General features: G+C 74.4%; 13 protein-coding genes. 5 read left to right on the top strand and 8 right to left on the bottom strand.

The features are described 5' to 3' along the window. From K7787_RS16615 to K7787_RS16595, 5 genes are all read right to left on the bottom strand, one after another. Nucleotides 1–894, bottom strand: a complete 894-nt coding sequence (locus K7787_RS16615; protein WP_223001881.1) for a carbohydrate ABC transporter permease — start codon at nucleotides 892–894, stop codon at nucleotides 1–3. A 2-nt stretch (nucleotides 895–896) separates the two neighbouring features. Continuing rightward, entirely contained in the window at nucleotides 897–1838 is a 942-nt protein-coding gene (locus tag K7787_RS16610) for a carbohydrate ABC transporter permease (RefSeq protein ID WP_223001880.1), read from the bottom strand. 6 nt (nucleotides 1839–1844) lie between these two features. Beyond that, complete coding sequence (locus K7787_RS16605) at nucleotides 1845–3191, bottom strand: ABC transporter substrate-binding protein (RefSeq protein ID WP_199294239.1); 1347 nt, start codon at nucleotides 3189–3191, stop codon at nucleotides 1845–1847. A gap of 66 nt (nucleotides 3192–3257) precedes the next feature. Then, on the bottom strand, nucleotides 3258–4490 hold the full coding sequence (locus tag K7787_RS16600) for an ROK family transcriptional regulator (protein WP_223001879.1): 1233 nt from the start codon (nucleotides 4488–4490) through the stop codon (nucleotides 3258–3260). 192 nt (nucleotides 4491–4682) lie between these two features. Then, complete coding sequence (locus K7787_RS16595) at nucleotides 4683–5777, bottom strand: mechanosensitive ion channel family protein (RefSeq protein ID WP_223001878.1); 1095 nt, start codon at nucleotides 5775–5777, stop codon at nucleotides 4683–4685. A 334-nt stretch (nucleotides 5778–6111) separates the two neighbouring features. Here K7787_RS16595 and K7787_RS16590 point away from each other — a divergent pair, with 334 nt between their 5' ends. Next, nucleotides 6112–6648 carry an HNH endonuclease gene (locus K7787_RS16590; RefSeq protein ID WP_009188639.1) on the top strand — a complete coding sequence of 179 codons (537 nt, stop codon included), beginning with the start codon at nucleotides 6112–6114 and terminating at the stop codon, nucleotides 6646–6648. A gap of 155 nt (nucleotides 6649–6803) precedes the next feature. On the opposite strand, the gene K7787_RS16585 is transcribed toward K7787_RS16590, so the two are convergent. Genes K7787_RS16585 through K7787_RS16575 form a run of 3 tightly spaced genes read right to left on the bottom strand, consistent with a single transcriptional unit; the run spans nucleotide 6804 to nucleotide 9405 of the window. Continuing rightward, nucleotides 6804–8180 carry an ABC transporter permease gene (locus tag K7787_RS16585; protein WP_223001877.1) on the bottom strand — a complete coding sequence of 459 codons (1377 nt, stop codon included), beginning with the start codon at nucleotides 8178–8180 and terminating at the stop codon, nucleotides 6804–6806. Beyond that, nucleotides 8177–8866 carry an ABC transporter ATP-binding protein gene (locus K7787_RS16580; RefSeq protein ID WP_223001876.1) on the bottom strand — a complete coding sequence of 230 codons (690 nt, stop codon included), beginning with the start codon at nucleotides 8864–8866 and terminating at the stop codon, nucleotides 8177–8179. The genes K7787_RS16585 and K7787_RS16580 overlap by 4 nt, the downstream gene beginning before the upstream one ends. Then, nucleotides 8863–9405 carry a PadR family transcriptional regulator gene (locus tag K7787_RS16575; protein ID WP_223001875.1) on the bottom strand — a complete coding sequence of 181 codons (543 nt, stop codon included), beginning with the start codon at nucleotides 9403–9405 and terminating at the stop codon, nucleotides 8863–8865. Before K7787_RS16575 ends, K7787_RS16580 begins: the two co-directional genes overlap by 4 nt. A gap of 239 nt (nucleotides 9406–9644) precedes the next feature. Between K7787_RS16575 and K7787_RS16570 the strand changes: the two genes are divergently transcribed. The 4 genes from K7787_RS16570 (at nucleotide 9645) to K7787_RS16555 (ending at nucleotide 14166) form a co-directional block, all read left to right on the top strand. Next, the gene (locus K7787_RS16570; RefSeq protein ID WP_199294260.1) at nucleotides 9645–9947 is read left to right on the top strand and encodes a hypothetical protein; all 303 of its coding nucleotides are present in this window, start codon (nucleotides 9645–9647) and stop codon (nucleotides 9945–9947) included. Further along, nucleotides 9948–12059: a 4-alpha-glucanotransferase gene (gene malQ / locus K7787_RS16565; RefSeq protein WP_223001874.1), complete on the top strand. Its 2112-nt coding sequence runs from the start codon at nucleotides 9948–9950 to the stop codon at nucleotides 12057–12059. A 97-nt stretch (nucleotides 12060–12156) separates the two neighbouring features. Further along, nucleotides 12157–12432, top strand: a complete 276-nt coding sequence (locus K7787_RS16560; protein ID WP_019983768.1) for a hypothetical protein — start codon at nucleotides 12157–12159, stop codon at nucleotides 12430–12432. Nucleotides 12433–12708: 276 nt separating this feature from the next. Further along, nucleotides 12709–14166: an FAD-dependent monooxygenase gene (locus tag K7787_RS16555; RefSeq protein ID WP_223001873.1), complete on the top strand. Its 1458-nt coding sequence runs from the start codon at nucleotides 12709–12711 to the stop codon at nucleotides 14164–14166. The last annotated feature ends 229 nt before the right edge of the window (nucleotides 14167–14395 follow it).

Raw genomic sequence — 14395 nt, 5'->3', positions numbered from 1 at the left:
CTAACCCTTTACTCCGGTGAGCGTGACGCCCTCGACGAACGCCTTCTGGGCGAAGAAGAACACGAGGATCACGGGGGCCATGACCAGCACGGTGGCGGCCATGGTGAGGTTCCAGTCGGTGTGGTGGGCGCCCTTGAAGGACTCCAGGCCGTAGGACAGGGTCCAGGCGCCGGGGTTCTCCGAGGCGTAGATCTGCGGGCCGAAGTAGTCGTTCCAGGCGGCGAAGAACTGGAACAGGGCGATGGCCGCGATGCCCGGCTTCGCCATCGGCAGGACGACCCGGACGAGGGTGCGCAGTTCGCCGCAGCCGTCCACGCGCGCCGCGTCCAGGTACTCGTTCGGGATGGTCGTCAGGAACTGCCGCAGCAGGAAGATGGAGAACGCGTCGCCGAACGCCATCGGGACGATCAGCGGCCACAGCGTGCCGGACAGGTCGAGCTGCTTGGCCCAGAACAGGTACATCGGGATGACGACCACCTGCGGGGGCAGCATCATCATCGAGATCACCAGCATCAGCGACAGATTCCGGCCCCGGAAGCGGAACTTGGCCAGCGCGTACGCCACCGGGACCGAGGAGAGCACGGTGAGCACGGTGCCGAGTCCGGCGTAGAGCAGGGTGTTGCGCCACCAGGTGAGGAAGCCCGGGGTGTCGAACACCTTGCGGTAGTTGTCCCACTGCCAGGTGTGCGGGATCAGGTCGCGGCTGAGCGCCTGGCTGTCGCTCATCAGCGAGGTCAGCAGCACGAACACGAACGGCAGCACGAAGAACAGGGCGGCGGCCACGCCGAGCGCGTGCACCGCGATCCACTCCAGGGCGGCCCTGCGGCGGGCGGTGCGCTCGGCGGGCGGCACGGGCGCCTCGATCGCGGCGGGCGGCCGGAGCACTTGGGTCATCGTCAGTCACCTGCCTGGATGAGACCGCCCCGGCGCCGCATCAGGAACGCGGTGAACGCCATCGACAGGGCGAACAGGACCAGCGCGACCACACAGGCCGAGCCGTAGTCGAAGCGCTGGAAGCCGAGGTTGTACACGAGCTGGGGGAGGGTGAGGGTGGACTTGTCGGGATAGCCGGGCTCGAACTGGGCGCCGGCGCCCTGGATCACCCCGGAGGCGACCTTCCCGGCGACCAGCGGCTGGGTGTAGCACTGCATCACCTGGATCACCCCGGTGACCACCGCGAACATCACGATCGGCGAGATGTTGGGCAGCGTGACGTACCGGAAGCGCTGCCAGGGCGAGGCGCCGTCCAGTTCGGCGGCCTCGTACTGCTCGGCGGGCACGTCCAGCAGCGCGGCCATGAAGATGACCATCAGATCGCCGATGCCCCACAGGAAGAGCAGGGTGAGGGCCGGCTTGGACCAGGAGGGGTCGTTGAACCAGCCGGGCGCCGGGATGCCGGTCTTCTCCAGCAGCGAGTTCACCGGCCCGGTGCCCGGGTTGAGCAGGAAGGCGAAGGCCATGGTCGCCGCGACCGGCGGGGCGAGGTAGGGCAGGTAGAACAGGGTGCGGAAGACGCCCGTACCGGTCTTGATCCTGGTGATCAGCAGGCCCACGCCCAGCCCGAAGACCACCCGCAGGGTGACCGTGACCAGCACCAGCCACAGCGTGTTGCGCAGCGCCGGCCAGAACAGCGGGTAGTGCTCGAACACGTACCGCCAGTTCTTCCCGCCGCTCCAGGTCGGCGGGTTGAAGCCGTCGTAGTGCATGAACGAGAAGTAGACGGTGGAGATCAGCGGATACGCGAAGAAGACCGCGAAGCCGATCAGCCAGGGCGACATGAAGGCGAGGGTCTTCAGCGCCGCGCGACGGCGTTTGGACGCCAGGGTGACGGTGGTCATCGTGCGCTACTCCGCCTGCGCGATGTCCGTGTCGATCTGCGCGGCCGTCTTCTTCAGACCGGCCTTCAGGTCCTTCTCCTTGCCGCTCTCGTAGTCGTAGCCGAACTGCTGGATCGTCACCAGGTACTGGCCGCCGTTGACGGAGGCCGGCGTGGTGGTCGAGTGGGCGTTCGCCGCGATGTCGAGGAACGTCTTGAACCGCGGGTCGTACGTCAGCTTCGGCGACTTCAGCGCGGCCAGCGTGGAGGGCACGTTGTGGATGTCGTTGGCGAAGCCGACCACCGCGTCGGTGTCCGTGGTGATGTACCGGACGAACTCCCAGGCCGCGTTCTGCTTGCGGCTGGTGGCGGCGATGCCGGTGATGGTGCCGGTCAGGTAGCCCTTGCCGTACTGGCCGACCTGGTCGTCCGGGACGGGCAGCGGGGCGACGCCGATCTCGAAGTCCGGCCCCGCCTCCTCGGCCATCCCGAGCCGCCACTCGCCGTCCAGCTGCATGGCCACCTGGCCGGTGTGGAAGGGGTGCTTGGCGCCCCACTCGTCGCCGAGCGTCGCCCGGAACCGCTCCAGCTTCCGGAAGCCGCCGAGGTCGTCCACCAGCTTCTTCTGCATCGTGAACGCCTGCTCGAAAGCGGGGTCCCCGGCGACGTTCGACTTGCCGTCCGCGTCGAAGTAGGCCGGGGAGAACTGCGCGAGGTAGTGCTCGGTCGTGGTCTCCCAGCCGTGGTAGTCCGGCATGAACCCGAGCCGCTTGAATCCGTCCCCGTCCGGGATCGTCAGCTTCTTGGCGTCGGCCTCCAGCTCGGACCAGGTCTTCGGCGGCTGCTCGATCCCCGCCTTCTCGAACGCCGTCTTGTTGTAGTACAGCCCGTACGCGTCGCCCAGCAGCGGCGCGGCGCAGCGCTTGCCGTCGAACTGGGTGTACTCGTTCATCGCCTTCGGGAACGTCCGCTGCGGATCGACGCCCGACTTCTCGAAGAACGGGTTCAGGTCGACCAGCGCGCCCGAGGAGCAGAACTTGCCCACGTTGTTGGTGGTGAAGGAGGAGATCACGTCCGGGGCCTTGTCGCCGCCGGCGCGCAGCGCCTGGTTGATCTTGTCGTCGGTCATGTTGCCGACGACGTCGACGTGGATGTTGGGGTGCGCCTTCTCGAAGCCGGCGATCAGCGCCTTGACGGCCGCGACCTCGTTCGGCGCGCTCCAGGCGTGCCAGAAGGTGATCGTCGTCTCCTTGGAGGCGTCGTCGGTCGCGCCGGCGTTCGACTGGCCGGTGCAGGAGGCGGTGGCGAGCAGCGCCATGGTGGCGCAGGCCGCGGCGAGGGCCGCTCTGTGCGGCTTCCGGGACACTTCGGGCATGGCTGGATCTCCACTGGGCGGGCGGACGGGCGGGACGTGCGGGGGGCTCGGACGGGGGCGGCCGGTTCAGCGGGAGGTGTCGAAGACCTCGTCGCGGGTGGCCGCGAGCGCGCTCTCCAGCGCGCCCCGCAGCACGGGGTGGTCGCGGACCTCGCCGACCACCAGCCGGGGCCGGGAGGCGGCCAGCTCCTCCAGCTCGGCCTGGACCAGGGCGCGCAGCACCTCGCCGCCGGCGGTGAGCGAGGCGCCGCTGAGCACCACCAGCTCGGGGTCGAGGACGGAGACCAGGGAGGCCAGACCGGTGGCCAGCCGGGTCGCGTACGCCGTCAGCAGGGCGCGGTGCGGGCCGCTCGCGTGGTCGGCGGCGCGCGCGAGGAGTTCCGCGGCGGCCCGCGGGTACGGCCCCGTCGGCACGTCCTCGACGCCCAGCTCGCGGGCGAGGTCCGCGAGCGCCTGGGAGCCGGCCAGCTCCTGGAAGCCGCCGCTGTTCGCGCGGGTCACCTGGCGCACCAGCGGCGCGCCGGGCACCGGCAGGAAGCCGACCTCGCCCGCGCCGCCGGTCCAGCCGCGGTGCAGCCGGCCGCCGAGGACCAGGGCGGCGCCCAGGCCCTCCTGGTTCCACAGCAGCACGAAGTCGCGGTGGCCGCGGGCCGCGCCGAGGCGCTGCTCGGCCACGGCGGCGAGGTTGACGTCGTTCTCGTACTCCACCGGCATCGGCAGCGCGGCGGCCAGCTCGTCGAGGATCGTGGGGGAGTGCCAGCCGGGCAGGTGGGAGGCGTAGCGCAGCCGGCCGGTGTTGGGGTCGAAGGCGCCGGGGGTGCCGATGACCAGGCGGCGCACGTCGTCGCGGGCCAGCCCGGCGGCCTGGACCGCGCCGTCCAGCGCGTCGGCGACCTGGCGTACGACGGGCAGCGCGGGGCGGCGGCCCGGGGTGGGCAGCTCGTACGCGCCGACCGTGCGGCCGGTGACGTCGGCGACGGCGGCGCGGATGCGGCGCGGGGTGACGTCGAGGCCGGCGGCGTACGCGGCGGCCGGGTTGACCGCGTACAGCTGGGCGTTCGGGCCCGGGCGGCCCTCGCTGGTGCCGGTGGCCAGGACCAGCCCAGCGGCTTCCAGCCGGGCCAGCAGCTGGGAGGCGGTCGGCTTGGACAGCCCGGTGAGCTTGCCGATCCGGGTGCGCGAGAGCGGGCCGTGCTCCAGCAGCAGGTCCAGGGCGGCGCGGTCGTTCATGGCGCGCAGCACCCTGGGGGTGCCCGGCGTGCCGGCGCCGCCCGGTGGCGTACCGGTGGTTCCTGCCATCGCGCACCTGCCCCCTGGGACCCCTGCTTCGGGTCACTGTTAGGAAAGTTTCCTGTTCGAGTGGCAGGAACCTAAGCCCGCCGTAGAGGGGGCGTCAAGACGGAACGCCCCCGGGGCGACGGAGTCGTTGCCCACGGGGGCGCGGAAGGGGCGTGCGGGCGGACACGCGCGCCCGCCCGGTGCCGCCCAGGACTACTTGGGCGCCGGGCGCTGCGGGACTATCGGGGCGGCGGCCTCCGCCTGCGGGGAGGCGGTGTTGGAGAACACGGACGGGGCCGCGACCGTCGCCATCGGGTCCGGGGCCTCCTCCTCCGTCGCCGGGGCCGTCGCACCGCCCACGATGCGGATGTCGGCCGCGTCGAAGGCCCGCTTGATCCGCCAGCGCAGCTCGCGCTCGACCGCCGTCGACCTGCCCGGCATCGTCCTCGCCGACACCCGGACCACCATCGAGTCGATCAGCACGCTGTCCAGGCCCAGCACCTCGATCGGGCTCCACAGGAACTCGTTCCAGGGCTCTTCCTTGCTCATCTTCTCGGCGACCTCGGTCAGCGTCGCCCTCAGCTTGTCCAGGTCCTCGCTCGCCCTGACGGTCACGTCGACGCCGGCCGTGGCCCAGCCCTGGGAGAGGTTGCCGATCCGCTTGACCTCGCCGTTGCGGACGTACCAGATCTCGCCGTTGTCGCCGCGCAGCTTGGTCACCCGCAGTCCGACCTCGATCACCTCGCCGGAGGCCACGCCCGCGTCGATCGTGTCGCCGACGCCGTACTGGTCCTCCAGGATCATGAAGACGCCGGAGAGGAAGTCCGTCACCAGGTTGCGGGCGCCGAAACCGACCGCCACGCCTGCCACACCGGCCGACGCCAGCAGCGGGGCGAGGTTGATCTGGAAGGTGGAGAGCACCATGAGCGCGGCGGTGCCCATGATCAGGAAGCTCGCCACCGAGCGCAGCACCGAGCCGATCGCCGCGGAGCGCTGCCGGCGCCGCTCGGCGTTGACCAGCAGCCCGCCCAGCGACGTGCCGGCGTTGCCCGCCTGCGCGGTGCGGTTCATCCGCTCGATGAGCTGGGTGATCGCCCGCCGGACCACCACCCGCAGCACGGCCGCTGTCACCAGGATCAGCACCACCCGCAGGCCGATCGCCAGCCAGGTGGACCAGTTCTGCTCCACCCAGCTCGCCGCCTGGTTCGCGCTCTCCTGCGCGTCCTGGAGCGAGGGCACCGTCACGGCCGGCGACCCCGACGGGGACGGTGACGGCGCGACGGCCAGCAGGTCGGCGGGCAGGGACACGGCGGGTACCTCCAGGTGCGTCCGTCGTCCGGTGGGCGGGTCAGGTGTCGGCGGGATCACGAAAGGGTCACCGGACGGACAGAACCACCACACTAACGGGGCACGGCGCCGGGGCACCGCCCGAGCGCGGGGGCGCCGGATGCACAGGGGGCGCGCACCCGCCTCTGAGCAGGCGGTGTGAACGGATCGTGTTCCGGGGGATCAATGAGGTGTGGTCGAAAACACTCCCAGCCCGTTACCGGGACATGGTGGCGCGTTCACCAGGCCTGAGGGGAGACTGACTGCAGATCGTCCCGGCGCGAGCCACGCGCCGCCGGCGTACAAGGAGGCCCCCGTGCCGCATGTCCTGGTCCTCAACGCGTCGTACGAGCCCCTCGGCGTCGTACCGCTCCGCCGCGCGCTCGTCCTCGTGCTCGAGAACAAGGCAGTCTGCCTCGAGGAGTCCGGCGCCCATCTGCACAGCGCGACCGTCACCGTCCCCGCCCCCAGCGTGGTCCGGCTCAAGCGTTTCGTGCGGGTCCCCTACCGGGGGCCCGTTCCTCTCACCCGGCGGGCGCTGTTCGCGCGCGACGGAGGCCGCTGCGCGTACTGCGGCGGCATCGCCACCAGCGTCGACCACGTCATCCCGCGCTCCCGCGGCGGCCAGCACGTCTGGGACAACGTCGTGGCGTCCTGCCGCCGCTGCAACCACGTCAAGGCCGACCGCCACCTCGTCGAACTCGGCTGGCGGCTGCGCCACAAGCCCGCCCCGCCGTCCGGCCTGGCCTGGCGCATCATCGGCACCGGCCACCGCGACCCGCGCTGGCTGCCCTACCTCCAGCCGTACGGCGCGGACGACGCGCTGGCTCGGATCGACGGGATCTCGGCTTAGGGGGCGGTGAGGCCGGGGGGCGGTTTGGCGCGCCCTCGTGGTGGGGTGGAGCGGGGACGAATGGTCAGTTCGGGCCACGGGAAGGCGTGAACCGGAGGTTCCACGCCCCTGGAGTGGCCGGAATCCGCCACTCATGCCCCGCCCCCCCGTCACGCCTACGCGTACCGCAGCTCCCCCGGCCGTACCGATCGGCGTAGGAGCGGCAGGGACGCCGCCGACGCCAGCAGGCACACCGCGTACACCCCCACCGGAACCAGCAGCGCCCCGTACGGCACCGGCCAGCCCTGGGCCCCGCGCAGCGCGATGCTGCCGTAGGCGACGCCGATCGCCGTGCCGCCCGTGCCCGCCAGGAGCAGGGGCGGGGCGAGGGGGAGGGCCGTCTCCAGGAGCAGGGCGCGGGCGAGGACCGTGCGCGGGACCCCGGCGGCGACCTGTGCGGCCAGGCCCCGGCGGCGGGTGACCAGCGACTCGGCGGTGCCGGTGGCCAGCGCGGCGACGGCGATCAGCAGGGCCAGCGCGATCGCGGCCGCCGTCAGGTCGAGGCCCACCGTGTAGAACGACAGATCCGTGCCGAGCCGGCCGTCGCGGTGCATCGCGTACAGGTCGGCCAGCAGGACGTGGCGTACGCCCAGGTAGCCGGTGCCCACGACCGTCACCAGCATCACCGCCGCGTGGCTGCGGGCCGCCGCCCACGGGTCCGCGCGCAGCCGTTCCGCCGCGATCAGCACGGCCGGCGAGCCGGTGCGGCGTGCCAGGAGGCGGCCGGTCAGCCCGGACAGGGCGCCCACCAGCCAGACCGAGCCCGCGCCCACGGCCACCACCGCGCCGAGGACGAGCGCGGTGCGCGGGCCGCGCCAGGCGCGCTCGACCGTCACCGACGTGCCGACCGCCGCCGTCGCCGCCGCCGCGGCCACCAGCGTCAGCCCGGCCAGGAACAGCAGTCCCGGTCCGCGTCCCCGCCGTGCCGGGCGGACGCGCCGGACCCGGCCGAGCGGCGAGGCCGCCACCCGGCGCAGCGCCGCCACCGCCGCCGCCGAGCCGAGCACCGGCACCCCCAGCGCGACCAGGGCCGTCCCGGTCCAGGCCAGGGCCGTGGGGCGGGACCAGAAGGACAGCAGGACCGGCAGCGCGGCCGCCGTCGCGAGCAGCGAGCCGAGCAGGCACGCCGGTCCGGTCTCCAGGGCGGCGATCCGCCGCACCCGGCCCGGCTCCGCCCCCGCCAGCCGGAGCGCGGCGAGCCGGCGGTCGCGGTGGACGGCGCCGATCCGGGCGCACTGGCCGAGGAAGCCGAGCACCGGGATCTGCAGGAGGAGCAGGGTGAGGATCACGCCGTGCCGTTCGCCCGGGTGGTCGAGCAGCCCGTACGCGAGGGGGATGCCGTACTGGTTCTCGCCGAGCGCCGCCAGGGCGACGGCCGCGAGGCCGAGGCCCGTCGCACAGAGCGCGCCGGCCGCGGTGAGCGCGATGCGCCACCACTCCTGCCGGTCGGAGCCGCGCACCAGCAGCCAGGCCAGCCGCAGATCGGTCCTCACGCCCCCACCTCCAGTCCCGCCGTCGCGCCGTCGCGCAGCCGCACCTCGCGGTCGGCGTACGCCGCCACCTGCGCGTCATGCGTCACCACCAGGACGGAGGTCCCGGACGTGCGGGCGGCGCGCACCAGGGCGGCCATCACCTGCTCGCCCGCCAGCGAGTCCAGCGCACCGGTCGGCTCGTCCGCGAAGACCACCCGCGGCCCGGTCGCCAGGGCCCGCGCCAGCGCCACCCGCTGCGCCTGGCCGCCGCTCAGCTCCCCGGGTCGCAGGCGGCCCTGCTCCGACGCCCCGAACCGGGCGAGCCACTCCGCCGCCGACTCCTGGGCCGCCCCCCGCGCGGTCCCGGCCAGCATCAGCGGAAGGGCCACGTTGTCCAGGGCCGTCAGCTCCGGGATCAACTGGCCGAACTGGAACACCACGCCGAACTCGGTGCGCCGCAGCTCGCTCAGCCGCCGCTCCGGCAGCCGGTCGACGCGCTCCCCGCCGTACGTCACCGAGCCCTCGTCGGGCCGGACGATGCCGGCCAGGCAGTGCAGCAGCGTCGACTTGCCGCTGCCGCTCGGGCCGGTCACGGCGACGATCTCGCCCGCGGCCAGCTCCAGGTGCGCCCCGCGCAGCGCCGGGGTCCGGCCGTGCGTCTTGACGAGGTCCCGTGCCGCCAGCAGGGGCGCCGGATGGTTGGTCATGCTCGGTGGACCTCCGCGGTCTGAGCGGTCAGGGTGGTCAGCCGGGCCTGCGTGGTGGTCATCCAGCGCAGGTCGGCGTCGAGGTGGTGGACGGCGTAGTCCGCCGCGAGCACGGCCGCCGTCGGGGCGTCCGGGTCGGTCTTGAGCGCGGTCAGCTCGCGCATCCGCGCCAGGTGCGCGGCCCGTTGCGCCAGCAGGTGGGCGGCCGGGTCGCCGCCGGTGAGGATCGCGACGACGACCTTGGCGAAGATCTCGTTCGTCACGAACGGCGCGGGCGGCGTGACCTGCCCGGACCAGTCGGTCACCGCACGGGAGCCGGCCTCGGTGAGCCGGTACAGGGTGCGCTCCGGTCCGCCGTCGGCGTCGGTGCCGGCGACCTCCGCGAGCCCGTCCCGGACCAGGCGCTGCAGGGTCGTGTAGACCTGCCCGTAGGCCAGCGGGCGGGCCTGCGGGAAGTGGTCGTCGTGCCGTCGCTTGAGGTCGTAGCCGTGGCTCGGACCTCCGGCGAGCAGACCCAGCAGGATGTGACGGGTGCTCATGGCGATCAGTATGTACCGCGTATATGTACTGAGTGAATAGCTTCCGGGCGCGGGAAGGGGAGGGGTTGCCTCCGGTCGGGGATAGGTGGGGGCTTGGGCGGTTTGCCCCGGGTGCGGGGGCGGGGAGTGTGACCAGGAGCACGTACTTGGCATTGGGGCGTCTGCCGTCGCGCGCACGGGGTAGGGCTGCGGTGATCCCTGGACGCCGTACCCGACGCCGCACTCGACTAGGAGACCTCGTGACCGCCCCCGCACACCTTCTGCTCACCGCCCTGACCGACCCGGACCTCACCGCCGCGGCCCTGCCCAAACCCTCGGCGGAGCCGGACCCCGACCGCCTCGGTCCGCCCGCCGCCCCCCACCTGGACGTCTACGCCACCCAGGGCGCCGAGGCCCCGCTGACCAGCGAGCCGCCGCTGCCCGACGCCGAACCGCTCACCAGCGAGCCGCCGCTCGCCGAGACCGCCCCGCTGACCAGCGAGTCCGCCCCGCTGACCGACGGGTCCGCCGCCGAGTCGGACCCGAGCGGCGCGGAGGTGTAGATGAGCGAGCCCCGGCCGCCCGAACCGCTCGGCGACGATCTGGCCCGCCTCGCCGAGCTGCACGGCGTCGCCCCCTCCTACAGTCCCGCGCCGGGCCGTACGGTGGCCGCCTCCGCCGGCGCGGTCGTCGCGGCCCTGGCCGCCCTGGACGTCGACGCGAGCACCCCCGACGCCGTCCGCGCCGCCCTGACCGCCCGCGAGGAGGAACTGGCCCGGCGGCTGCTGCCGCCCACCGTGGTCCACTGGACCGACGCCGGCCTCCCCGAGGCGCTCACCGCGCTGCCGCCCGGCACCCGGCTCACCGTCGAGACCGAGCAGGGCGAGACCCGTACCGGCGCCGACGGCCTCCCGCCGGGCGTCCACCGGCTCACCGCGACCGCACCCGACGGCCGCACCGGCCGGGCGCACCTGATCGTCGCCCCGCCCCGGCTGCCCACCCCGCCGCGGCGCGCCTACGGGCTGCTCGTCCAGCTCTACTCCCTGCTCTCCCGCCGCTCCTGGGGCATGGGCGACCTCGGCGACCTCGGCGAGCTGAGCGCCTGGGCCGGACGGACGCTCGGCGCAGGGTTCGTGCAGGTCAACCCGTTGCACGCGGCCGTGCCCGGCGCGCCCACCGACCCGTCCCCCTACCGGCCCTCCTCCCGCCGCTTCCCCGACCCGGTGCACCTGCGCGTCGAGGACGTGCCCGAGTACCCGTACCTCGAGGACCCGGCGGACCGCGCACGGGTGGCCGCGCTGCTGGAGCGGGCCGCCCGGCTGCGCGCCGCCGTCCTCGACGAGGGCGCCCTCATCGACCGGGACGCGGTGTGGGACCTCAAGCGCGAGGCGCTGGAAGCGGTGTGCCGCGTCCCGCTCGGCCCCGGCCGCCGCGCCGCCTACGCCGCCTTCCTCGCCCGCGAGGGACGGGCGCTGACCGACCACGCCACCTGGTACGCGCTGGCCGAGAGGCACGGCCCGGACCACAGCCGCTGGCCCGAGGGGCTGCGGGACCCGCGCTCCGCCGAGACCGCCCGCGCCCGCACCGAACTCGCCGACCGCGTCGACTTCCACTGCCGCCTGGCCTGGCTCACCGACGAACAGCTCACCGCCGCGCAGCGCGCCGCCCGGGAGGCCGGGATGCCCGTCGGGCTCGTGCACGACCTCGCCGTCGGCGTGCATCCCGACGGCGCGGACGCGTGGGCGCAGCAGGACCACTTCGCCGCCGGCATGTCGGTCGGCGCCCCGCCGGACGCCTTCAACGCGCGCGGCCAGGACTGGGGCCTGCCGCCGTGGCGCCCCGACCGGCTGGCCGCCTCCGGCTACGCCCCCTTCCGCCAGCTGCTGCGCGCCCTGTTCCGGTACGCGGGCGCCCTGCGCATCGACCACGTCATGGGCCTGTTCCGGCTGTGGTGGGTGCCCCAGGGCCGGCCGCCCACCGAGGGCGCCTACGTCCGCTACGACGCCGAGGCCATGCTCGCCACCCTGGTGCTGGAGGCCGCGCGGGCCGGGTCGACCGTGATCGGCGAGGACCTCGGCACCGTCGAGCCGGGGGTGCGCGAGGCCCTGGTCCGGCGCGGCGTGTTCGGCACGTCGGTGCTGTGGTTCGAACGGGACTGGGCGGGCGACGGCCTCCCGCTGCCCCCCGACCGCTGGCGCGCCGACTGCCTGGCCACCGCCACCACCCACGACCTGCCGTCCACCGCCGCCCGGCTGACCGGCGAGCACGTCGAACTGCGCCACCGCCTCGGCCTGCTCACCCGCCCGCTGGAGGAGGAGCGCGCCGAGGCCGCCGAGGACGTGCGCACCTGGCTGCGGGTCCTCGGCGACCTGGGGCTGCTGCGCGACCCCGACGGCCCCTCCGGGCAGGGGCGGAGCCGCGAGGAGGAGGAGATCCGGGCCGTCCACCGGTTCCTGCTGCGCACCCCGGCCCGGATGGTCGGCCTCTGGCTGCCGGACGCCGTCGGCGACCGCCGCCCGCAGAACCTGCCCGGCACCTGGGATCAGTACCCCAACTGGCGCCTGCCGATCGCCGACGCCGAGGGCCGCCCGGTCACCCTGGAGGACCTGGCCGCCTCCCCGCGGCTGCGCGCCCTCACCGACGCGCTGCGCGCGGGGGTGACACCGGAGGCGTAGCACGCCGTGCGGGCCGGGCGGCTCCCGGCGGCTCCCGGTGGGGCGTCAGGGGCACCCCGGACGCGCGGTCCGTTCCGGCGTTCGCTACTTTGGCACTGTGGACAAGAAGAACGCCCTGCGCGCCGGCACCCTGGCGGCCGGTACGACGCTGATGATGCTGCTCATGTCGTCCCCCGCGCTCGCGGTGACCCGCGACGACGGTGACGACCCCGGCTCGGGCCTCGGCGTCGGCGAGACGCTGGGCTACTTCGTCGGTATCCCGATCGTCCTGTTCCTGGTCATCGCCGGCCTGGTCATGGTCCTGGACCGGTCCCAGAAGCAGGACACCAGCCGGAACATCGACGTCCGGCCCAAGGCCGACGTCAAGGCCTGACGGGCACGAGCCCGGGGACGGGGACGAAGGCGGGGCCCGGCGCCGTCACGGCCGACGGCCGCCGCCCGCCCCCGTAGGTCCACGCGCCCGCCGCGACACGCTTCGACCGAGGGCGCCGGTCCGCTCCCGTACGCATGCTGTACGGGCGCGGACCGGCGCCCTCGGCGTGTTCCGGACAGGCGGGCGCGCGGGGCGGCGGGGCGTATTGACCGGGCGGACGCCGGACACGAGGGTGGGAACGGCGACGTCCGGCAGTCGGCACCCAGGAGGCCTCCCATGCCCGGCACCACCGCACACGGTTCCCCCGCTCCCGTGATCGTCGTCGGGGCCGGCCCCACCGGGCTGCTGCTGGCCGGCGACCTCGCCGCCGCGGGCGTCCCGGTCACCCTGGTCGAGAAGCGGCCGCACCGGATCAGCAACCTCTCCCGCGCCTTCGCCCTGCACGCCCGCTCCCTCGAACAGTTCGACGCCCGCGGCCTCGCCGACGAACTGGAGGCGGTCGGCCGCCCGTTGCGGCGGCTGGCCTTCTTCGGCAGGCTCGGTCTCGACCTTGGCGACCTGCCCTCCCGCTTCGCCCACGTCCTGATCCTGCCGCAGTACGAGGTGGAGGAGGCGCTGGAGCGGCGCGCGGTGAAGGCCGGCGTGGACTTCCGTTACGAGACCGAGGCGACCGGGCTGACCCAGGACGGCGAGGGCGTGACGGTCGAGGCGCGCGGCCCCGACGGACGCCCCCTCACGCTCCGGGCCTCCTACGTCGTCGGCACGGACGGGATGCGCAGCGGCGTCCGCGAGGCGATCGGGCTGCCCTTCCCCGGGCACTCGGTGATCCGGTCCGTCGTGCTCGCGGACGTACGGCTCACGGACCCGCCCGAGACCGTGCTCACCGCCAACGCCGTCGGCGACGCCTTCGCCTTCCTCGCGCCCTTCGGCGACGGCTACCACCGGGTCATCGGCTGGCGCCGGGGCCGGGACCTGCCCGACCACGAGCCCGTCACGCTGGAGGAGGTCCGGGAGACCACCCGGCTCGCCCTCGGCCGCGACTTCGGCATGCACGACGCCCGCTGGCTGTCCCGCTTCCACAGCGACGAACGCCAGGCGCCCGCCTACCGCGTCGGCCGGGTCTTCCTCGCCGGCGACGCCGCCCACGTGCACAGCCCGGCCGGCGGCCAGGGCATGAACACCGGGCTCCAGGACGCGGCCAACCTCGGCTGGAAGCTCGCCCACGTGCTCCACGGGCACGCCCCCGACGCGCTGCTCGACACCTACCAGGCCGAACGCCACCCGATCGGGAAATCCGTGCTGCGCAGCAGCGGCGGCCTGCTGCGCCTCGCCATGGCCCGGCGCGCCCCGGCCGTGGCGCTGCGCGGCGCGTTCGTCACCGCCCTCGGCCGCCTGCGCCCCCTGCGCCGCCGGGTGGCCGGCCAGGTCAGCGGCATCGACTACCGCTACGCCGCCCCCCGGGGCGCCCACCGGCTCGTCGGCGCCCGGGTGCCCGACCTCGCCCTCGCGGGCGGCGGACGCCTGTACGAGGCGCTGCGCGGCGGCCGGTTCGTCCTCGTCGCGCCCTACGCGCACGAGGTCGGCCCCGACCGGGCCGGGCGGCTGACCGCCGAGCGCTGGGCGAGCGATCGCCGCACCGCCCTGCTGGTCCGCCCCGACGGCTACGCCGCCTGGGCCGCGGACACGGCGGACTCCGGCGAGATCGAGGCGGCGCTCGCCGCGCACGTGGGCTGACCTTTCAGCCGTGCTGAAAGGAAGCGTCGAAAAGTCGTGATGGACCTGACGGGTCGCGCGCTGCGACGGTGAAGGGGACGCCCCCTCACCGCCGCAGCGAAAGGACCCCCGTGGCCGCCGTCCTGAAGAGGACCACCACACCCGCCCCGACCCCCACACCCCCCCCCCCCCCCCCCCCCCCCCCCCCCCCCCCCCCCCCCCCCCCCCCCCCCCCCCCCCCCCCCCCCCC

Source organism: Streptomyces sennicomposti (assembly GCF_019890635.1).
GTDB lineage: Bacteria > Actinomycetota > Actinomycetes > Streptomycetales > Streptomycetaceae > Streptomyces > Streptomyces sennicomposti.
Note: the sequence above shows the minus strand (reverse complement) of the source record. Positions and strands in the feature narration are given on the sequence as shown.